Raw genomic sequence first — 19,578 nt, 5'->3', positions numbered from 1 at the left:
TAAAGCGTCAGTCGAAAAGTTTTGTTGAGTAGCAAATTGGAGAAATACGATGGCAGCAGGCAATGACGCAGCCTTAATGAATCAAGGCGTAATGGGTTTGAACTCTCAATTAGGCAATAAATTACTTTTAGTAGTTGCTGCAGCTGCAGTAGTTGCAGTGATGGCTGTATTTTGGCTTTGGAGCCAGCAGCCGGATTATCGCGTATTGTTTTCTAACTACTCTGATAAAGATGGCGGTTCAATTGTAGCTGCGCTTGAGAAAATGAATGTGCCTTATAAGTTTTCTGATAGTGGTACAGCGATTCTTGTACCTGCTGCACAGGTTCACCAGGCTCGGTTGAAATTAGCTTCTGATGGCCTACCTAAAGGCGGAAATATTGGTTTTGAAGTGCTAGAAAATCAAAAATTCGGCGTTTCGCAATTTGTAGAACAAGTGAATTTTCAGCGTGCTTTGGAAGGTGAGCTGGAGCGTAGCATCCAGTCTATCGGTGCGGTTGAAGTGGCCAGAATCCATTTGGCTATTCCTAAAGCTTCAGTATTTGTAAGGGACCAACAAAAGCCAACTGCCTCTGTATTGTTAAATTTGCGTGGCGGTCGTAGTTTAGATGCACAGCAAGTCGGTGCAGTCGTGCATCTGGTGGCAAGTAGCGTTCCAAATCTACCTGCTGCCAATGTGACGGTGGTTGATCAAAACGGTAATCTGCTGTCAGATACTTCCAAAAAAATGGGATCGAATAACCTGGACCCAACTCAACTTAAATACATTGAAGATATTCAGCAAAGTATCGTTAAGCGTGTTGAATCAATTATTACGCCGATTGTAGGTGCTAAAAACGTACGTGCAGAAGCGAGTGCAGAAATAGACTTTTCCAGCATAGAACAAGCTGCTGAAAGCTATAAACCTAACCAGAAACCTGATGATGCGGCGATTCGCAGCTTGCAAAGCAATGAATCTCTCAGCAGCAACGGTGCCGGTGCTACCGGTGTACCAGGCGCTTTATCTAATCAACCGCCGGCAAATGCTACTGCACCACTCACAACACCAGAAGGTGCTAATTCTAGTGGGGCTGCTGCTGATGGTGCGCCAGTAAATAATCAAAAAAATATCATGACCAATTATGAGGTGGATAAAACTGTACGTTATTCACAACAAGGGATGGGCGGCATCAAACGCCTCAATGTTGCCGTGGTGGTGAATAACATGCCAGTGGTTGATAAAGCAGGAAAAGTGACTTACCGACCACTGACTGAAGCAGAGAAAACGCAAATAAATGATTTAGCGATGCAGGCCATGGGCTTTAATAAAGAACGTGGCGATGCGCTGGCAGTGGTGAATAGTTCATTTGCCGGTGAACCTGTAGAAATTATTCCTGAAGTGCCGCTTTGGAAAAACCCTGAAGTCATAGAGTACGGTAAAGACGCATTACGCTTTATTGTGGGCATCGTCGTGCTAATCATGATTTATAAGCGTGCGCTAAGCCCGATGTTACGTAAATTAACTGCACCATCTCCAAAGTTATTAAATGCACCTAAGGATGAAGATGCCGTGGTTAACCTAAGCGGAGAAGCTGGGCAAGCGCAGTTGTTATCACCTGCAGGTAGCAGTAATAATTTAGCCGCTGCCAAGCAGTTGGCAAAAGACAACCCAAGAATGGTAGCAAGTGTGGTCGCAAACTGGACAAGTGGAAATGAGTAACGAAAATGAGTGATGCCGGCGTAATGAGAAGCGCAATCTTAATGCTTGCGCTGGGTGAAGATGAAGCTGCAGAAGTGATGAAGTTTCTGAGCCCAAAGGAAGTTCAGAAACTTGGCACGGCGATGTCGACTTTGAAGTCAGTCGGCCGCGATCAGGTTGAAACGACTGTGGCGGAATTTATGACTGAAGTTGAGCAAAGCAGTGATTTCGGACTGGATTCAGATGAATACATTCGATCAGTGTTAAACAAAGCATTAGGTGAAGACAAAGCTTCAGGCTTGCTTAACCGTATTTTGCAATCACGTGATGCAAGTGGTATTGAAAGTCTTAAATGGATGGATGCGCTGACTGTATCTGATTTTATTAAGAATGAGCATCCGCAGATTATTGCGACCATTCTGGTGCATTTAGAGCCGGATCAGGCTTCAGAGATTATTGGCTATTTCTCGGACCGCTTACGTCAAGATGTGATGTTGCGCATTGCAACACTGGATGGTGTGAAGCCTATTGCCCTGCGCGAGCTGAATGAGGTGATGACCAAATTATTAACAGGTAACGAAAATCTTAAAAAACAAACCATGGGCGGTATTAAAGTTGCAGCCGAAATCATGAACTATATGAGCGGCGAGAACGAAGCTACTCTTATGGAAGGGCTGAAAAGCTACGATGATGAAATGGCGCAGAAAATCATGGATGAAATGTTTGTCTTTGACAACATCATGGATATTGATGATAAAGGCATTCAGGTCATGTTAAGAGAAGTGCAGTCTGAAACACTCATCGTTGCGCTTAAAGGCACCACTGAAGAAATGCGCGAAAAAATATTCAAAAATATGTCGTCGCGTGCCGCAGAAATGATGAAAGAAGATTTGGAATCTAAAGGGCCAGTCAAGCTTTCTGAAGTTGAAGCGCAGCAAAAACAAATCCTGCAAATTGTACGCAGATTGTCTGATGAAGGTCAGATTCAGTTGGCAGGGAAGGGTGGAGATGATCAATATGTCTAAACTTTCTATTCTTAAGTTCGTTCATTATGCATAGGAGTGCCATGAATATTCCTAAAGAGCAACAAACCGCTTATGAACGGTGGGAAATGTCGTCGTTTACCGAAGGTCACCCAAGCATTAGTGGAATAAAGGCTAAGAAAAAAGAAGAGGATACGGTTGCCTCAGAAAAAATATCGCAGATATTTGAGTCTGCACGCAAGGAAGCTTATACCAAAGGCATGCAAGAAGGGTTTGCCGTAGGTATGGCTAAAGCGCGCGAATATGCACAAGAAGAAAAACAGCATTTTCTTAAGTTGATGGAATCTTTCAGCGACGCGCTTGAAAAGTCGGATGAGCAAATTGCTGACGATGCGCTATCGCTTGCGTTGGAAATCGCAAAAGCGATGTTGAAAGTGAAGTTGAATATTGATACGTCTATAGTGTTGCCAGTGGTGATGGATGCTATTCACTACCTGCCTTATGTACAAAAACCAGCCAGAATATTAGTGCATCATGAAGATGCGCAGATGCTGCGTGAATATCTAGCCGAAGAAATAGCCAGTCAGCATTGGCAGATTCAGGAAGATATCAATATTGAGCGTGGCGGCTGCATTGTAGAGACAGGTGCCAACCAGATTGACGCGACCAATGAAGTGCGCTGGAAAAGAATTAGCGACGCATTGGCACAAAAAAGTGACTGGTTATTACCATGAGTTCACCAAGATTGAATCATCAGGAAGTGCAACAAGAAAGCACAGTTCAGCTTGGCTTAGATGCGTTAAATATAGAGCAATTACGTCAAGTGCCGTTAGAAGAGATTCCGCAAAAAGTAGATATGCAAAACATACATCGTCAGCGTTGGCATGACCATATTCGTGATTGCAAAGAGATTCTGCGTATCGTTGAACCATTGGAAATAGCAGGCCGTATTACCAAGTTAACTGGTTTAGTGATGGAGGCCGCTGGTATTAAATTGCCCATAGGCAGCGCATGCTATGTGCCGTTAGCCGAAGGTCGCCGCGTAGAAGCTGAAGTGGTGGGTTTTGATGGCGAACGTATGTTATTAATGCCGCAAAGTAGTGTAGATGGCGTGATGCCAGGCGCAAAAGTATTTGCGTTAGAAGTTGCTGAGGCTTTACCTAAGCCACATCACGGCCATCCACCACGCAGAAGAGTGACAGATCGTGCGCGGCATTTGCCTGTAGGTAATGAATTACTTGGTCGCGTAGTGGATGGCGCTGGCAATCCCCTGGATGATCTTGGCAAGATTGAAGCTACACAAAGTTCACCGCTGAATACACGTCCGATGAACCCTTTAATGCGTGCACCAATCGAGGAGATTTTAGACGTAGGTGTCCGTGCAATTAACAGCATGCTTACTGTTGGCCGTGGTCAGCGTATGGGGTTGTTTGCCGGTTCAGGTGTTGGTAAAAGCGTGCTGTTAGGCATGATGGCGCGCTATACCACCGCTGATGTAATTGTGGTTGGCCTGATTGGTGAACGCGGCCGTGAGGTACAGGAATTTATTGAGCAGATATTAGGCCCGGTAGGTTTAGCACGTTCAGTAGTAGTAGCAGCGCCAGCAGATGCGCCGGCTTTGATGCGCTTACAAGGCGCCAATTATGCAACAACGATTGCTGAAAATTTTCGTGATCAGGGCAAAAATGTATTGTTAATTATGGATTCATTAACCCGTTACGCCATGGCACAGCGTGAAATTGCATTAGCAATCGGCGAACCACCAGCGACTAAAGGCTACCCGCCATCAGTATTTGCAAAACTACCCGCACTGGTTGAACGTACAGGGAACGGTAAGCGCGGCGAAGGTTCAATTACTGCGTTCTACACCGTGCTGACTGAAGGCGATGATCAGCAAGACCCAATTGCTGATGCGGCCCGTGCGATTTTGGATGGGCATATTGTATTAAGCCGTAGCTTGGCTGAGAGTGGCCATTATCCAGCCATTGATGTAGAGCAGTCGATTAGCCGTGCCATGCATAACATCACCAGCCCGGAACACCAAAAACTCGCGCGTAAGTTAAAACAACTTAACTCACGTTATATGCGCAGTGTGGACTTAATCAATGTCGGTGCTTATGAAGCAGGGAGTGATGCAGTGCTTGATCAAGCCATTGCAAGACATGACAGTATTGACGCATTTTTACAGCAAGGAATTTCTGAGCGTTCAGGGGTTGAAGAAAGCATTAATCATCTAGCACACGTGCTGGATGGCCTGGCTATTAATTAAATGATGGTTGAAATTAAATAATGGTTAAAAACTAGATAGAGAAACTATGGCAGCGCAATCAAGCAATGTACTCAATATGTTACAGGGCATCGCCTCTAAAGAAGTGGACGAGGCCGCAGAAGCCTTGGCAAAAGCCATGAAAGTGGCAACAGAAGCGCAGGCTAAACAAGACATGCTCAATGAATATCGGCTGGACTACGTGAGAAATCTCAACAAGATTTTAGAAGCCGGGATGGGGGCAGAAGCGTATCAGAATTTCCAGAATTTTTTTGGGAAACTAGACCAGGCAATTGCGGGACAACAAGAAGTAGTCGAGCTGGCGAACCAGCAAGTCAAGGTGCAAAAGCAATTGTGGCAAGAAAGCCAGCGTAAAAAGCTTTCTTACGAGGTGCTGTCTGATCGGTCTGATAAACGCGTGCTTAAAGTGGAGCAAAAGAAAGACCAGAAAATGATGGATGAATTTGCCATGCGCATCACCAGAACCAGGCATTCGTAAATAATTTTAAAAATAGTTTTACCAAAGGTTAGTTTTAATTATTGAGGTTGAGCAACATGAAAAATTTATCATTGCAAATGACAGAAACAGCAGCATTGAAAAAACCAACAATGGCTGTGAATAAAAGTAATGTTAGCCCTGAGAATTCAGCTTCGGCTGAGGCGAATAGATCATTTAAGATGATGCTGAACAAGCAGGTTCAGGATACACACTTACAAAATAAGCAAGTTCAAGAGAAACAACTGCAAAATAAACATATTCAAAATAAACAAATTCAAGATAAGCAAAACCAGGCACAACAAAACCAGGCAAAAATACCGACGACAAAAGAATCTTCCGCAAAGCCAGATAATGCTGAGACTGTAGAAACTGCAAATAAGAATAGTCAAAAAGAAAGTCATTTGCAGCATGTAATTAATGCGAAAAATCACACAAAAGCCATTACAGAGGCTGAAAATCCAGAGGCATTAAAGCTTGCTTCTAAAGAGCTGACTGACAGTATTAAATCCACACTGGATGCTAAGTTATCGCTGGCTGTTAAAGGGGATGATGCCAACCCTGAAGAGGCTGCTACTCATGCGGCAGATACCAATTTAACAGCTACGGCATCAATACTTGCCATATTGCCGCCTGCATTGCTAGAAAATAAACAGGCTATCTCTTCAACAGCTATCACAAATACAGGGCTGGCTTTAACCGCAGACGGTGCAACACAAAAGCAGCAAACTTTGGGTGCGCAAATCAGCAATGTGGCATTAAACAACGCACTGTCGCAAGGTAAAAACAACAACATTGCAGATACTGACGCGCATGATTTAAAAGAAACGGCTGAGGGAAAATTACTACGTGCGATTAATCCTATGGATGCTGACGAATCTGCAAATAGCAAGCTTGCTTTAAATGCTGCTAAAGAGGGCGCTAGTAAAGATATTGCAATCAAAGATATTACAATCAAAGATATTGCAGTTAAAGACATGATTACGCCAGCAAGTAATCAGCCTGCGGTGCAAATAAAAGCCGCCGAGGCTGTTCAGCAGGCAGGCAGCAGTAATGTGATTAATGCTTACCCAGGCAAAACAGGCTGGGATCAGGCGATTAGCCAAAAAGTAGTGTGGATGTTAGGTGCTAGTGAGCAGTCCGCAACGCTCAGCTTGAACCCCCCAGAGTTGGGTCCGCTGAAAGTGGTCATTCATGTACACAATGACAAAGCAGATACGACTTTTATATCTGATAACGCTGAGGTAAGACAAGCGCTGCAAGATGGCATGGATAATTTGCGCGGCAAATTAAATGAGTCAGGCATTCAACTTGGTCAAGCCAACGTAAGCTCGGGCGGTCAGATGCAGCAACAGTTTCAACAGGCTTCGCAAAAAAATGGCATGGGTTCGCAGTTAAATAACAACAACGCCTCTGCATCACAACTTGAGAACACTAATAGTTCCCGTACTATAGTGCGGGTAGCTAATGGCTTAGTCGATACTTTTGCGTAATGTAAGTATTTATTCATATTGACGCAGTAACGTAGTGTGTTGTATTGGATAACTTCAATTTAACGCCTTTTTCCCCCTCTTATCTAAGCATGTTATTCAGTCATTTTTTTCCATAATGTAACCATCAATCACGCCAATGGCTGCCAAGTCGGTAGTACAGGGCTAGAGTTTTAATATGGAAAGGCAATAACATGGCAGCAGATCCAAAGCCTGATGGCGCTGAAGCGGCACCGGCATCTAAAAAGAAACTTATCATCATTATTGCCGCAGTGGTACTTTTGGCTGGCGGCGGTGGGGCGGGCTGGTTTTTAATGCAGCCAAAAGATGGCCATAAAAAAGAAGTCAAGCATGAAGAGCCAGCAAAAGCGCCAGTTTTTATTGCATTAGATACATTTACGGTGAACCTTCAGCCCGATCCGGAAGAGAAGTTTTTGCAGTTGGAAATTTCACTGCAAGTGGCTAGCCCGGAACAAGCAGAACTATTAAAAACCCAAATGCCAGCCGTGCGAAATCGTTTATTGATGCTGTTAACCAGCAAAATGGCCTCTGAGATTTCAACTTCTGAAGGCAAGCAGCAACTAAGCGATGAGATTGTCGCCGAAGTTAAAAAACCCTTTTCCAAGGACGCTAAGCCGCAAGAAGTTTCAGGCGTGTTTTTTACTTCTTTCGTGATTCAGTAATTAACGCAGAAATTAATCATGGCAGATAAATTTTTATCTCAAGACGAAGTTGATGCCTTATTAAAAGGCGTAGACGGTGATCCGGATGACGCTGCACCAGCTAGTGATGCTGGTGATGTGCGTGATTACAATCTGGCTACGCAAGAGCGTATCGTACGCGGGCGTATGCCTACGCTTGAGATTATCAACGAGCGATTTGCACGACTGGTTCGGATAGAGTTATTCAACTTTTTACGTCGTACGGTTGAAGTTTCCGTTGGCCCTGTGCGTATTACCAAATACAGCGATTTTGTTCGTAATCTGGTCGTACCAACCAACCTTAACTTAGTACAGATGAAGCCGTTGCGCGGCACAGCACTGATGGTGTTTGACCCGACATTGGTGTTCTTGGTTGTCGATAATATGTTTGGTGGCGATGGCCGTTTTCACACGCGTGTTGAAGGTCGTGACTTTACCCAAACTGAACAACGCATTATTCAGCGCATTCTTAATATCGTGTTTGAAACTTACTCAAAATCATGGGAGCCCGTCTACCCGGTGCAGTTTGAATATGTACGTTCTGAAATGAATACCCAGTTTGCCAATATTGCAACGCCCAATGAAGTGGTGGTAGCCGTTACGTTTAATGTTGAGCTTGGTCCCGCCAGCGGAGAAATACACTTCTGTTTTCCTTACTCCATGATAGAGCCGATACGTGACATGCTGAGCTCGTCACTGCAAGGTGAAGTATTAGGCGCTGATAAACGCTGGGTAAAACTGATGACGCAGCAAGTGCAAGCTGCGGAAGTCGAAATTGTGGCTGACCTAGCCAAAACAAATATGCAGATAGGCGACGTGCTTAATATGAAAGTCGGTGATGTTATTCCGCTTAATATTGATGAGTCGATTGAAGCGCAAGTGGATGGTGTGCCAGTCATGCTTTGTAAATACGGAATGTTTAATGGCCAATACGCGTTGCGTGTTGAAAAGCTTTTAAGATCCAACTCAACTGAATATATTAAAGGAGAACCTTATGGCGACTGATGCTATAGATGATGTAGTCGATGACGCGGTAGCGGAGGACGATTGGGGTGCGGCAATGGCGGAGCAGACGTCTGCAGAATCCTCGGTTTTACAAAATAGTAGCGCCGAACAGACTCAGGTTTTTACCGAGTTTACCGCTAAGAATAAACTGCAAGACACCCAAAATGATATTGATTTCATATTGGATATTCCGGTGCAGCTTACGGTTGAATTGGGTCGTACCAAAATTGCCATCAAAAATCTATTACAGCTGGCGCAAGGCTCGGTGGTTGAGCTGGACGGCATGGCAGGTGAACCGATGGACGTGCTGGTGAACGGTTGTTTGATTGCACAAGGCGAAGTGGTGGTAGTGAATGATAAGTTTGGTATCCGTTTAACCGACATCATTACACCAGCTGAGCGTATCCGAAAAATTAACCGCTAACTTAATTTGACTTAAATTCAGATAGAAAAAACATAGAAAAATCACCAATGAAAATCTTACCAAATTTGCTGGCTTTGAGTTTTTTTTCCTTACCTGGTTTTGCTAGGGCGGCAGATACAGTTGCGGTATCGCCAACCGGCGGTGTGCTGAAAATGGCGCTTGGTCTGGCGGTAGTGTTGGGCGTAATGGCCGTCATTACCTGGGTGCTAAAGCGCATGATGCCAGGCGTAGGCAATAAGCAATCCGTAGTGCGTATTGTGGGTGGCGTAAGTGTAGGTTCACGCGAACGCGTGGTGGTATTAGAGGTGGCAGGCCGTTGGATAGTCGTTGGTGTGGCATCCGGGCAAGTTAGCCGCATTGCGAATTTAGAGATGGGTGCTGCGAGTCTTGCTGAAAGCATGCCTGCCAGCAATATTGGCGCCAACAGTATTGGCTCAGGTGACTTTACTAACACATTTGCCCATTGGCTAAAAAAATCAACAGGTAAAATTTTAGAAAAAAATGATGCAAACAAATAAATTAAAGTTTTTTATGACTAAATATTCACTAAAAACATGGATTTCATTAGCAGTCATGCTCGTGGCAGGCTTGCTGATATTACCGACAACGGCATTGGCCGAGAACGGCTTGCCTCTGGTCAACGCACTGCCAACTGCTAGCGGCGGCCAAAATTATACCTTGAGCCTGCAAACGCTGATTTTACTAACGTCTTTGACCTTCTTGCCAGCAGCCTTGCTGATGATGACAGGTTTCACTCGCATCATCATTGTACTTTCTTTATTGCGTCAGGCGCTTGGCACGCAATCTGCGCCGCCAAACCAAGTGATGATTGGTTTGGCATTGTTTCTGACATTTTTTGTGATGAGCCCGGTGATAGACAAGATTTATGTCGATGCCTATCAACCTCTTTCAGAAAACAAAATTACCATGCAAGAAGCGCTGGATAAAGGCTCTGCACCGCTTAAGGCATTTATGTTGAAGCAAACGCGTGAAGGTGATTTGGCATTATTTGTAAAAATGGCGCAAATTGAAAAAATTGAAACGCCAGAACAAGTACCTTTACTTGTATTAGTGCCAGCCTTTATTACCAGTGAATTGAAAACCGCGTTTCAAATTGGTTTTGCTATATTTATCCCGTTTTTAATCATAGATATGGTGGTCGCCAGTGTGTTGATGGCAATGGGCATGATGATGGTATCGCCGGCAATCGTAGCGCTACCGTTTAAGTTGATGTTGTTTGTACTGGTTGATGGCTGGCAGTTATTATTAGGTTCATTAGTTCAGAGTTTCTATTAGCGATCCGCTTTAATCTCGAATAGTAATTTTTAAGGAATTATAAAATGACCCCAGAAAGCGTGATGACATTAGGTAGAGATGCGATGGAAATCACTTTGCTCGTCGCCGCACCTATTTTGTTAGTGGTACTCACTATTGGATTGTTAGTGAGTATTTTTCAGGCAGCCACGCAGATTAACGAAGCTACATTGTCATTTATTCCGAAGTTGGTCGGTGTGTTTGGAACACTGATGTTTGCCGGGCAATGGATGCTGACCACTATGGTGGATTATATGCACTTGGTTTTTACCAATATCCCTGCGATGGCTAATTAAACGTTTAGACTTGTTGAGCAGATTGCAAAGGTTTAAAAATGGTATCAATCAGCAGCGATCTTCTGCAAACCTGGATTATCAGCCTGCTTTGGCCTTTGACCAGAATCCTCGGTGTGATTGCTGCGGCACCCATATTCAGTCATAAATCTATCCCGCAACGGGTCAAGCTGGGCTTGGGTATTATGCTCACGTTAATCATTGTGCCTACGTTGCCACCCTTACCTCAATTTGAGATATTTTCCTTTCAAGGCCTGCTCATCTTAGTACAACAGCTTATTATTGGGCTGGCGATAGGTTTTAGTATGCGTCTGGTATTTGCAGCGGTTGATTTGGCAGGGCAGTTGATAGGCATGTCGATGGGTATTGGCTTTGCCAGTTTTTTTGATCCGCAGACTCGAGGGCAAAGCACAGCTTTGAATCAGTTTCTGGTAATACTAGCGATGCTTATTTTCTTAAGCCTGGATGGTCATTTGTTGATAGTGACAGCGGTGGCGAATAGTTTTATCACGATGCCCATTGCACTGGGCGGAAGTGGTATCGACCCTATGAAAATAGCCATGTGGGGTGAAACAATATTTAGCGTTGGCCTGCTATTGGCATTGCCGGCAGTGGCGGCCTTGTTGATAACCAATATGGCGTTAGGCATACTGACTAAAACAGCGCCACAGCTCAATATGTTTGGTATTGGCTTTCCTATCACATTAAGTATAGGTTTTCTTGTTTTAGCATTATCGTTGCCAGGGATGTTGAAGCCGATTGAAAATTTTATCGAGAAAGGCGCTAGTAATATGGCCCAAGTAGCTGTGCCTAATTCAGCTGTACCTAATTCCACGTTACCTGTTTCAGAATCGGCAGCATCAGGCAAATGATAGCGTTGGTGGTTTTAAGGTGGGTGGTTTTAAGGTTGGTGGTTTTAAAGTTAATCGTTTTGAGATTTAATAAAATATTTATACAAAAGAAGCATTGATACAAAGGTCTTGGTAAATTATTACAGATTAAAGTTTGATAGGACGTTCATGGAACACGCTGCACATAACCCGGATGAAGAGCAATTTATTGTTCGCAACCTTAAAGAAATTATTCAGATTCTCACTGATCTGTCTAAACATCATGAGATGCTAAAGGTATCGTTTAATCATGATGTTTGTCTTACCAATATCATTTCAGTGGATGTGAAAAACCATTCGGTTTATTTGGATATTGGCCTTGATGATGCCTTTAACAGTCGGTTGTTAGCGAGTCATCAAGTGGTTTTTTCTAAAGATGACGGTATTAGAATCAAATGGACCAGTACAAGCATTTCATTAGCCACACTTAAGGATGGCAAGGCGATTAAGATTGCCTTACCACAAACATTAATGCGTTTGCAGCGCAGGGAATTTTTTCGTCTTGCAACCCCCATCGTCAACCCTGTACCTTGTTTAATTCCTGTTAGTGATGAAGCTAATCCAGTCGACAGAACGCTTGAGCTTACTTTAGTAGATGTAAGCCTTGGCGGTATCGGGGTGATTTCCGCAGATCCATTAGATTCGCGTTTAGTGATAGGCGCAAGTTTTAACCAATGCAAAATTAGCTTCCCTGAAGTTGGGGAAACCAGCCTAACCTTACAAGTGAGAAATATTACTAAAGTAACGTTGAAAGACGGCGTGATTAAACATCGCATAGGCCTTCAGTATATAGAGCCTTCACGTGGCAATGAGGGCTTAATCAATCGCTACACCTATAACTTAGAACGCCAGGTGATGGCGGTAGCAAGCAAAATGTAATTAGGCCGTTAGTAGGCTAGCTTATGGCGGCCTATTAACTGCCTAATGAATATCGAACTGCCCGATTAAATACCTGCTACATCAATACGCGTAATGTATATCATGGGTGATATATAATTTTGCGATGGTACGTTATCGTCGAAATGTCATTTCTGGAGCAACTTACTTTTTACTGTTACGTTGCGTAATTGTCGCGCTACTTAAGAATAATAGGGGTGGGACCATTATTATTTGCTAATGAGGATTGCAGACTAAGTTATTTAATCAATAAAATATCACTAATGTTTCTAGCACTGTGTAATACGCGTTCAATCAACACAGATTTACTTTCTTGAACGGAAAAGAAAATCAAATAACGTTGATAAGCTAGCATGTGTATTCTATCAGCATATTCAGGCTTAGCCACCCCCATATTTGGAAATTGCGCCAGTAATTGGCACTGTTGACGCAACTCTGCCACAAAACTTTGTGCTCGCTTAGGATTGTCAAGGGCAATAAATTGTAATATTTGCAGTAAATCATCACGTGCAAATGCCGTAAATCGGAGTTCTAGCATGAGGGAGTTATCGTGAATATTGACTAATGCTAGTTTCAAGCTCTTCAAATACTTTATCTGCAGCAATAGCGGGACGGGAGTCGGCACGACTTTCAGCAATTGCAAACCTAATTTCACTAGCCTCAAACCGCTCAAGCAACTTTTGGTAGAACTGTGGCGTAACTAAGTAAGCCGCTGGCTTATTATGATTAAGTACAGCGAGTGGTTCATTGTTAGCTAGAGCCAAAGCTGCACTAGGACTTCGTTTGAGTTCGGAAATGCTAATCGAGCGGTTTGCGAGTAAGTGTTCCATTATTTACCTTAAATAAATACCAAATAACATGCTAAATAATATACTTTTTTTTGCGATAGTACAACTCAAATCAATCCATAGGACCAACTGATAAGCACTAAAAAGTAGTCGGCGTAGCCCGTATGCAATACGGGGGCAATATTCCTTACGTGGCGTGAATTTGTTATTGTTAATTAATGGCTTTCCTGTATTTCATACAGGCTACATTTACTGCGGCAAGCAAGATGTAAATTAAATACCTGCTACTAAATACCTAGTGTTTCAACCCATGCCAATGCTGAGATATGGCATTCATTGACTTTGTTAGCATCAAATTGCAGCAACTCAGCTAATTCAAGAATTTTCTCACTATTTGCATCTTCGCAGGCTTCGGTCAATTGTAAGAACGGGCCGTAAATGCCTTCTCGCGTGAGTAGTGCTTCGGTGACTGTTTCTGGCAGTTGAATTTTATCCAGCACCTTGTCCATCGGCATTTTTAATATGGCATCTAGCAATGAAAACACGCCGACAATAAACAGGTTGTCGCGGTCGTGTTTTTCAAAATAAGTTTCGCCCAATAACTCGGTTAATCTGCCACGGGTGATAGATGTTTTCATGAGTGCCGGTGGTGTGGAGTTTTCTCCAGCAGTGACCATGAGTAAAGTCAGCCAGCGGTATAGCTGCTTTCTACCTAGAATCGTCAGCGCATGATTGATGGATTGGATTTCGAATGAGAGCCCAAAACCTACAGAGTTGATGTAACGCAATAACTTGAATGATAAAGCGGTGTCTTTTTTAAAACCTGCTTCAATCACGTTTATTTCAGCATCCTGGCTAACAGTGTTCAGAATATTCAAAACGCTATCAAAAGACGCATTGATGACTTTAGCGGTAAATGTTTCAGGACGCGCAAAATGAAAGCCCTGAAACAAGCGAAAGCCAATTCTTTTGCAATCTTCAAATTGTTGGTCTGTTTCAACTTTCTCCGCAATCATTTTTACCGAAGGCACATGAAGTTGTGTAAAAGTATTTTGTAACTCGGCAGAGTTAAGGCTTTGAATATCAATTTTAATGTAGTCAGCGCATTGCAATAAAGGTGATGCTTCTGTGCTTAATTGCGGGTTATCCAGTGCAATTTTGTAGCCTTGTTCACGCAGACTTTGGCAGCGTTCTACAGTTTCTGCACTAGGGTTAATGCTTCTTAAAACCTCAAGCACGGTACGCTGTGGTGGCATTAGCTCGATGAATTCACTTTTCAGCATAGCTTCATTCACATTAATGAAAGCCAGCTTATCACCGAGTAACCATTGTATATCTACGCCGCCTATCGTGTTCATCAGCACGCTGGAATACGCCTTGAATTCGTCTTCAAACACGGCGCTTTCAGCATCGGCACTGTGCCTGAAGAAAAGCTCATAACCAATGATTTGCTGCTTTTCATCCATAATAGGCTGGCGCCCGATATATGCTTGATCTTCCATTTTTTATACTCTCAAATTTACTTTTAGACGATTTAAATAAAGTTAATGCCAAATCACTTATTCATTTGCAAATAATATCGTGTGTTCAAACAAATCACTTCGATGAATAAAGCGGATTAATCTGCTTTATTCAGGCTTTTCATCGTGATCAGTATTCATAATCAATGCTATGCTACTTGCCATATTTTTAAACATAACGACCAGTACCATAGTGACCAACACCATGACGACCAACACAATGGTAAATTCTGAAATGATAAAATCTGGGCTACACCCTCGAAACAAGCACAGAAGCCGATACGATTTTGAACAGCTGATTCAGACTAATCCTGCACTTGCTCAATTTGTGAAACTGAACGCCTTTCAGGACGCCTCTATTGATTTTTCTAATCCGCAAGCCGTTAAGGCACTAAACCGGGCTTTATTGAAACAATTTTACGATATTGCTGAATGGGATATTCCTGCGCAGTTTCTTTGTCCGCCTATTCCAGGCCGGGCAGATTACCTGCACTATATTGCAGATTTGCTGGCAGGCAATAATGGTGGCGTCATTCCTGTGGGTGAGTCTGTGCGGGTGCTTGATATTGGCGTAGGTGCAAATTGTGTTTATCCTCTGATTGGCAATCATGAATATGGCTGGCGCTTTGTAGGGGCAGATATAGACGCTATTGCACTGAAAAATGCGCAATATGTTTTAGATGTCAATATTGGCAAGTCAGAGGTCATTGAGTTGCGCCAGCAAGCATCGCCAACCGCCATCTTCAAAGGGGTTGTTAAGCATGACGAAATTTTTGACTTAACGATGTGTAACCCACCTTTTCATGCCTCTTTAGAGGATGCACAGGCTGGTTCGCAACGTAAGTGGCAAGGCTTGGGTAAAAATACAAGCAGGAATTTTGAAAAAAAAGGCACTAAATCTCAGTCAGTAGCGCTTAATTTTGGTGGTCAAGGTGCAGAGTTATATTGCGCTGGCGGTGAAGAGGCATTTGTAAATCGTATGGTGAACGAGAGTAAACAGATTGCAAATCAGTGCTTATGGTTTACCAGCTTAATCTCAAAAGCTGCTAGCTTACCGAGCGTTTACCGCGCACTTAAAAAGGTGAATGCGCTTGAAGTGAAAACCATTGAAATGGCGCAGGGGCAAAAGAAAAGCCGACTTGTTGCATGGACTTTTCTTGATGCAAACCAGCGGCTGGCTTGGCGCAATAGCCGCTGGTAAAGGTTTAGGATGATTCAGCAAGTGTAGGGGCGATCTTTGAGATCGCGAATGCGTTGATCGTTATAGCTAATCCTCAAAATAATGGCAGCATACCTCGGTTTTCTGTAGGAGCGACGTCTCGTCGCGAAGCAATAGCGCAATCGCGACGAGACGTCGCTCCTACATTTCAATCAGGGCGATTTCTGCTTCATCCAGGCCAAACAAGGTATACACAGCGCGGTTGAGTTGTTGTTCGGCCAGTTGAATGTGTTGGCTTAATTCGCGAATAAGGCTTTGCTGTTGGGTGAATAAATCTTGCCAGTCGTTACGGTCTTTTAACGGAATTTCGGCTTTGAAGTTTTTAAGAATTTCAGCGCGAAAGCCTGCAAAGTCGAGCAGCCACCATTGTTGCAGTTTGGTGCTGAGTTTAACTTGGCTTGTGCCAGCCAGGTCGGGGATGCGCCTTGTAAAAGCGATTTCTGCATTGCGCCGCGCCTCTGCCGCCGTTTGGCAGCTTTCTGCCAGTTGCGCGATGTGGGTGCGTTGTTCGGGGCTGGCGTTGGGGATGGGTAGGGTTTCTATGTAAATAGTTTGTAGCATCAAGCGCCATTCTCCACCTCTCAATGCCGAACAAACATCAGAGAGATAATGCCAAATAATTTTTGAATTTAATAACCCAGCTAAAAACCAATCAAAACTTGGTAAAGAATAAACTGTTTTATTTCCATACAATCTAGATTTTTCAATTATAAATTTAGAGCCTTGAGAAATTTCAGGGTAAATCAATTTGTGTTTTTCAAAAATATCAAAATAAGCACACGCCCTTAACTCCCACCAGAACTCGCCTTTATCGGTGCGCTTTTTCGCGGCTTCGGCAAAGGGCGCTAAATAAGCGGCAATGGCTGGGTAATGGCTTTGTAGCCACGCCCACGCTTGCGGTTCATCTGCAAAGCCGCTTCGGGCGCGCGTCCAGCCTTTGGCGCATAAAATCAACCACAAATCACGCGGCTCTACGCGCCATTTTTTCAGGTCTTTGCCTTCTAAAAACGGTTTGAGTAAGTCGGCTGATTTTGCGTCTTGCGCCATCAATCTTTGTTTAGTGGCGCCGTCGATAACAAAGGCTTCGTTTAAGCCTGTTAAAACGCCACGATAAGGCGAGCCATACACTTCTTCAGTGTAGCGTAACCGTGCGTGAGTTTGTGGCGCAGGGCGGCTTGCGCGCCGCTTTCTAATTGCCAGCTTGCTTGTGGGTAGGAGCGGCGTTCCGCCGCGAATGCAATGTTGGCGAGTGCTGCTATTTTTTCGCGGTCAAAGACCGCTCCTACATCGGATTGCCCCTCTATAGTTGCGGCAGCGATATTGCCGCCCAGCTGCGTTTGCGGCATTAAAACGGCTTGTTGTTCAAAAGCGGCACTCACGCCTTGTTCGGGCATGGTTTTAAGGTTGAGTGTTTGAATCTGATGATTTTCTGTGGGTACGGTTTTGCTTAAAATGACGATGGCAGGGTAAGTAGTCACGCCTTCAAATACTTGAATATCGCCAAAATCGACCAACACATTCAGCGATGTTTGTTGCGCTAAAAACTGTCGCAATGGCGCGCCAGAACCGGTTTTGAAGAAAGTGCTGGATGAAATATAACCTAACATGCCATTGGGTTTGAGCAGGCGCACGCCTAGCTCATAAAAATAGCTGTAGAGGTCTGCCATGCCGTGATACACCTGATAATGGCTTTGCAAGTAAGGTTTGGTGCTGCTAAAACGCTCTTGTCGCACATAGGGCGGGTTGCCAAGCACCACATCAAAACCGCCCGCACCAAACACCTGCGGAAAAGCCCCTTGCCAGTCAAATGCGCGGGGTGAGAATTCAGCACCGGCTTCGTTAATCAGGCTGTTGCCTACACGCAGATTGGTTTCTAAACTTTGCAAGGGCTTGCCGCGCTGTGCGGTTTTTAACCATAATGAAAGTTTGCTGATTTCAATGGATTCCGGGTTTAAGTCTACGCCAAATAAATTGCTGTTTAAAATTTCGTGGTTAATATCAAATAAGCCAAAGCTGCCGGTAATGGCTTGTATTTGCTCGTTAATTTGGCGGTATTCCAAATTAAGCAAATCATACGCGGCTACTAAAAATGCGCCAGAGCCACAGGCGGGGTCTAGCACTTTAATGGCGCTCAAGGCATCGCGCCAGGCGTTGCAAAACAGTAATTCGGTGATGCGGTTAGTATCTTTGTCTTTATCTCTGGCGGTGCTGGTTTTTTTCTCAAGAGCGGTGGGTTTGCGGTAGATGATATTGTCAGCGGTGCTGGTGTCGGCCAAATAAGCTTGCTGTATTTTTGCGCGATTTTTTTCAATGTAAGCGCCTAGCGTGTGTTCTACAATAAAGGCGGTAATCTCGTCAGGCGTGTAAATAACGCCTTCTTGTTTGCGCTTGCCAGTGACGCTGGTGCTGGATTGTTGTGTTTGTTGTTTTAAGCTTTCTAGCTGAAAGTTATCTTGCCCAACTAACTCCGTGAGCGATTCCAAGTCTGAAATGGATTGCTCAAAAATATGCCCGAGTACGCTGACGCTGACTTCAGAGGCAAAATCGTATTCACCCAGTTTTTTAAAGAACCTGCAAGTTTCGTCCGGCACGATGAGCGCATCAATAATCGGGTCAGCACGAAACAGCCCGCCGTTATAAGCGGGAATGTTGAGCGTGGCATTGCCTTTATCTATGGCTAAAAATAAGCCTTTAAAGTTGTGCCAAATCGGCAGCGGGTTGTAAGGGTCGCGGTGTTCAAAAGCACTTTTGAGCGTATGCGCAGGCAGCAACTCGCGGTCTTCAGCAAAGGCGATAAATATAATACGATCTAATATGGTTTGCGCGTATTCAATCACTTCAACCATACCAATGTGGGCGTTGTGTTGGGCGAGCGCAATAATGAGCTGTAAACGCCACCCACGATAATCCTGGTACAGTTGTTGGGTAATGGCTTTGTCTGCTGCCGCGCTGTCTTTAAGTAAATTGGCGGTTTGACCTTGCAATAGATTGGGTGCAGCGAGTAACAACATAAAGCGTTGGTATTCAGCGTCAGAATCAGCAATGGTGCGTATATCAAAGCTCTCAAACAATAAACGGGTATGGCCTACGGCGTAAAGCCGAATTTCTACCATGTTGGAAACCAGCACAAACTGGCAACCCGACGTATCCATGGCGTATTCCCACGCTTGGGTGACAGGGCTTTTGTGCCGCCCAGGCATAATGGCGTCTAAATCGCGGGTGTCGGCGCCTTTGAGTTCAACCACGCTGATAATCTTTTTAGCGTCATGGCTAAAAAAGCCTAAAGCGGCATCGGCACTGCCTGCGCCTGCATTTTGCTCTTCCTGTATGGTTTGCGCGTTACCCGCACCAAATGGCGTGTAACCCAAAATCTGAATAAAAAACGTTTGAATAAAGCTGCTGCGTATGGCTTGCTCTTTTTGTTTGGTGATGCTTTGATTGGCAATTGTGCTTGCCCAGTCGTGCAGCAAAGCCTTGTGCGCGGGCGGTGTAGGCGTGGTGGCCTGGTGTTTAGCCACTAACTTTTGGTTAAAGAGTGTTTGATGAAAAAGTTTTGCCATTGATCCGTTAATCTTTGATGCAGAGTTAGTCGCTAATATAGCACAGGGGCAGGCTGA

Annotated in this window: 20 protein-coding genes; 15 read left to right on the top strand and 5 right to left on the bottom strand. The window is 44.1% G+C overall.

From position 1 onward, the window contains the following. The first annotated feature begins 49 nt into the window (after positions 1-49). The 14 genes from fliF to Q8J82_RS06905 all read left to right on the top strand — a co-directional run bounded on the left by fliF (position 50) and on the right by Q8J82_RS06905 (position 12,416). Positions 50-1,696, top strand: a complete 1,647-nt coding sequence (gene fliF, locus Q8J82_RS06970; RefSeq protein WP_305328010.1) for a flagellar basal-body MS-ring/collar protein FliF — start codon at positions 50-52, stop codon at positions 1,694-1,696. A 5-nt stretch (positions 1,697-1,701) separates the two neighbouring features. Then, on the top strand, positions 1,702-2,700 hold the full coding sequence (gene fliG / locus Q8J82_RS06965; protein WP_304891659.1) for a flagellar motor switch protein FliG: 999 nt from the start codon (positions 1,702-1,704) through the stop codon (positions 2,698-2,700). 41 nt (positions 2,701-2,741) lie between these two features. Next, on the top strand, positions 2,742-3,392 hold the full coding sequence (locus Q8J82_RS06960; RefSeq protein ID WP_305252363.1) for a FliH/SctL family protein: 651 nt from the start codon (positions 2,742-2,744) through the stop codon (positions 3,390-3,392). A gap of 122 nt (positions 3,393-3,514) precedes the next feature. After that, the gene (gene fliI, locus Q8J82_RS06955; RefSeq protein ID WP_305326501.1) at positions 3,515-4,927 is read left to right on the top strand and encodes a flagellar protein export ATPase FliI; all 1,413 of its coding nucleotides are present in this window, start codon (positions 3,515-3,517) and stop codon (positions 4,925-4,927) included. Positions 4,928-4,973: 46 nt separating this feature from the next. Beyond that, complete coding sequence (fliJ, locus tag Q8J82_RS06950; protein WP_305326480.1) at positions 4,974-5,423, top strand: flagellar export protein FliJ; 450 nt, start codon at positions 4,974-4,976, stop codon at positions 5,421-5,423. A 56-nt stretch (positions 5,424-5,479) separates the two neighbouring features. Next, on the top strand, positions 5,480-6,913 hold the full coding sequence (locus Q8J82_RS06945; RefSeq protein WP_305328009.1) for a flagellar hook-length control protein FliK: 1,434 nt from the start codon (positions 5,480-5,482) through the stop codon (positions 6,911-6,913). Positions 6,914-7,104: 191 nt separating this feature from the next. Further along, a complete protein-coding gene (fliL, locus tag Q8J82_RS06940; RefSeq protein ID WP_304889881.1) occupies positions 7,105-7,593 on the top strand; it encodes a flagellar basal body-associated protein FliL in 489 nt (162 codons plus the stop codon). Between the two features lie 18 nt (positions 7,594-7,611). Further along, positions 7,612-8,616, top strand: a complete 1,005-nt coding sequence (gene fliM / locus Q8J82_RS06935; protein ID WP_305326478.1) for a flagellar motor switch protein FliM — start codon at positions 7,612-7,614, stop codon at positions 8,614-8,616. Continuing rightward, positions 8,606-9,040: a flagellar motor switch protein FliN gene (gene fliN / locus Q8J82_RS06930; protein WP_304889883.1), complete on the top strand. Its 435-nt coding sequence runs from the start codon at positions 8,606-8,608 to the stop codon at positions 9,038-9,040. The genes fliM and fliN overlap by 11 nt, the downstream gene beginning before the upstream one ends. 47 nt (positions 9,041-9,087) lie before the next feature. Continuing rightward, the gene (gene fliO, locus Q8J82_RS06925) at positions 9,088-9,558 is read left to right on the top strand and encodes a flagellar biosynthetic protein FliO (RefSeq protein ID WP_305328008.1); all 471 of its coding nucleotides are present in this window, start codon (positions 9,088-9,090) and stop codon (positions 9,556-9,558) included. A gap of 13 nt (positions 9,559-9,571) precedes the next feature. Further along, positions 9,572-10,336 (top strand): flagellar type III secretion system pore protein FliP, encoded by a 765-nt coding sequence (fliP, locus tag Q8J82_RS06920; RefSeq protein WP_305326476.1) that lies wholly within the window; start codon positions 9,572-9,574, stop codon positions 10,334-10,336. 44 nt (positions 10,337-10,380) lie between these two features. Further along, positions 10,381-10,650 (top strand): flagellar biosynthesis protein FliQ, encoded by a 270-nt coding sequence (gene fliQ, locus Q8J82_RS06915; protein WP_304908211.1) that lies wholly within the window; start codon positions 10,381-10,383, stop codon positions 10,648-10,650. Positions 10,651-10,688: 38 nt separating this feature from the next. After that, on the top strand, positions 10,689-11,519 hold the full coding sequence (fliR, locus tag Q8J82_RS06910; protein WP_304908212.1) for a flagellar biosynthetic protein FliR: 831 nt from the start codon (positions 10,689-10,691) through the stop codon (positions 11,517-11,519). Between the two features lie 147 nt (positions 11,520-11,666). Next, positions 11,667-12,416, top strand: coding sequence for a flagellar brake protein (locus Q8J82_RS06905; RefSeq protein ID WP_305326475.1), 750 nt, complete (start codon positions 11,667-11,669; stop codon positions 12,414-12,416). Between the two features lie 256 nt (positions 12,417-12,672). Here Q8J82_RS06905 and Q8J82_RS06900 read toward each other — a convergent pair whose 3' ends face one another. The 3 genes from Q8J82_RS06900 to Q8J82_RS06890 all read right to left on the bottom strand — a co-directional run bounded on the left by Q8J82_RS06900 (position 12,673) and on the right by Q8J82_RS06890 (position 14,724). Beyond that, positions 12,673-12,972 (bottom strand): type II toxin-antitoxin system RelE/ParE family toxin, encoded by a 300-nt coding sequence (locus Q8J82_RS06900; protein WP_305326474.1) that lies wholly within the window; start codon positions 12,970-12,972, stop codon positions 12,673-12,675. Positions 12,973-12,979: 7 nt separating this feature from the next. Then, positions 12,980-13,264: a type II toxin-antitoxin system Phd/YefM family antitoxin gene (locus tag Q8J82_RS06895; RefSeq protein WP_304891422.1), complete on the bottom strand. Its 285-nt coding sequence runs from the start codon at positions 13,262-13,264 to the stop codon at positions 12,980-12,982. Positions 13,265-13,509: 245 nt separating this feature from the next. Further along, positions 13,510-14,724 (bottom strand): EAL and HDOD domain-containing protein, encoded by a 1,215-nt coding sequence (locus Q8J82_RS06890; protein WP_305326473.1) that lies wholly within the window; start codon positions 14,722-14,724, stop codon positions 13,510-13,512. Between the two features lie 223 nt (positions 14,725-14,947). Here Q8J82_RS06890 and rlmF point away from each other — a divergent pair, with 223 nt between their 5' ends. Then, positions 14,948-15,943 (top strand): 23S rRNA (adenine(1618)-N(6))-methyltransferase RlmF, encoded by a 996-nt coding sequence (gene rlmF / locus Q8J82_RS06885; protein ID WP_305326472.1) that lies wholly within the window; start codon positions 14,948-14,950, stop codon positions 15,941-15,943. A gap of 159 nt (positions 15,944-16,102) precedes the next feature. Here the strand turns inward: rlmF and Q8J82_RS06880 are convergent, their stop codons facing one another. Both Q8J82_RS06880 and Q8J82_RS06875 read right to left on the bottom strand, forming a co-directional pair. Beyond that, complete coding sequence (locus tag Q8J82_RS06880; protein ID WP_305328007.1) at positions 16,103-17,089, bottom strand: TaqI-like C-terminal specificity domain-containing protein; 987 nt, start codon at positions 17,087-17,089, stop codon at positions 16,103-16,105. Then, positions 17,059-19,521: a DNA methyltransferase gene (locus Q8J82_RS06875; protein ID WP_305328006.1), complete on the bottom strand. Its 2,463-nt coding sequence runs from the start codon at positions 19,519-19,521 to the stop codon at positions 17,059-17,061. The genes Q8J82_RS06880 and Q8J82_RS06875 overlap by 31 nt, the downstream gene beginning before the upstream one ends. Positions 19,522-19,578 lie beyond the last annotated feature (57 nt).

It is taken from the genome of Methylotenera sp., assembly GCF_030684185.1.
Lineage (GTDB): Bacteria > Pseudomonadota > Gammaproteobacteria > Burkholderiales > Methylophilaceae > Methylotenera.
Note: the sequence above shows the minus strand (reverse complement) of the source record. Positions and strands in the feature narration are given on the sequence as shown.

Excerpts from the sequence above, each read along its gene's own strand:
- fliL (WP_304889881.1), top strand. The coding sequence starts at position 7,105 with ATGGCAGCAGATCCAAAGCCTGATGGCGCTGAAGCGGCACCGGCATCT.
- fliG (WP_304891659.1), top strand. The coding sequence starts at position 1,702 with ATGAGTGATGCCGGCGTAATGAGAAGCGCAATCTTAATGCTTGCGCTG.
- fliN (WP_304889883.1), top strand. The coding sequence starts at position 8,606 with ATGGCGACTGATGCTATAGATGATGTAGTCGATGACGCGGTAGCGGAG.
- Q8J82_RS06875 (WP_305328006.1), bottom strand. The coding sequence starts at position 19,521 with ATGGCAAAACTTTTTCATCAAACACTCTTTAACCAAAAGTTAGTGGCT.
- fliQ (WP_304908211.1), top strand. The coding sequence starts at position 10,381 with ATGACCCCAGAAAGCGTGATGACATTAGGTAGAGATGCGATGGAAATC.
- fliP (WP_305326476.1), top strand. The coding sequence starts at position 9,572 with ATGACTAAATATTCACTAAAAACATGGATTTCATTAGCAGTCATGCTC.
- Q8J82_RS06890 (WP_305326473.1), bottom strand. The coding sequence starts at position 14,724 with ATGGAAGATCAAGCATATATCGGGCGCCAGCCTATTATGGATGAAAAG.
- fliI (WP_305326501.1), top strand. The coding sequence starts at position 3,515 with ATGCAAAACATACATCGTCAGCGTTGGCATGACCATATTCGTGATTGC.
- Q8J82_RS06945 (WP_305328009.1), top strand. The coding sequence starts at position 5,480 with ATGAAAAATTTATCATTGCAAATGACAGAAACAGCAGCATTGAAAAAA.
- Q8J82_RS06905 (WP_305326475.1), top strand. The coding sequence starts at position 11,667 with ATGGAACACGCTGCACATAACCCGGATGAAGAGCAATTTATTGTTCGC.
- fliM (WP_305326478.1), top strand. The coding sequence starts at position 7,612 with ATGGCAGATAAATTTTTATCTCAAGACGAAGTTGATGCCTTATTAAAA.
- Q8J82_RS06895 (WP_304891422.1), bottom strand. The coding sequence starts at position 13,264 with ATGGAACACTTACTCGCAAACCGCTCGATTAGCATTTCCGAACTCAAA.
- fliJ (WP_305326480.1), top strand. The coding sequence starts at position 4,974 with ATGGCAGCGCAATCAAGCAATGTACTCAATATGTTACAGGGCATCGCC.
- Q8J82_RS06900 (WP_305326474.1), bottom strand. The coding sequence starts at position 12,972 with ATGCTAGAACTCCGATTTACGGCATTTGCACGTGATGATTTACTGCAA.
- rlmF (WP_305326472.1), top strand. The coding sequence starts at position 14,948 with ATGACGACCAACACAATGGTAAATTCTGAAATGATAAAATCTGGGCTA.
- Q8J82_RS06960 (WP_305252363.1), top strand. The coding sequence starts at position 2,742 with ATGAATATTCCTAAAGAGCAACAAACCGCTTATGAACGGTGGGAAATG.
- fliR (WP_304908212.1), top strand. The coding sequence starts at position 10,689 with ATGGTATCAATCAGCAGCGATCTTCTGCAAACCTGGATTATCAGCCTG.
- fliO (WP_305328008.1), top strand. The coding sequence starts at position 9,088 with ATGAAAATCTTACCAAATTTGCTGGCTTTGAGTTTTTTTTCCTTACCT.
- fliF (WP_305328010.1), top strand. The coding sequence starts at position 50 with ATGGCAGCAGGCAATGACGCAGCCTTAATGAATCAAGGCGTAATGGGT.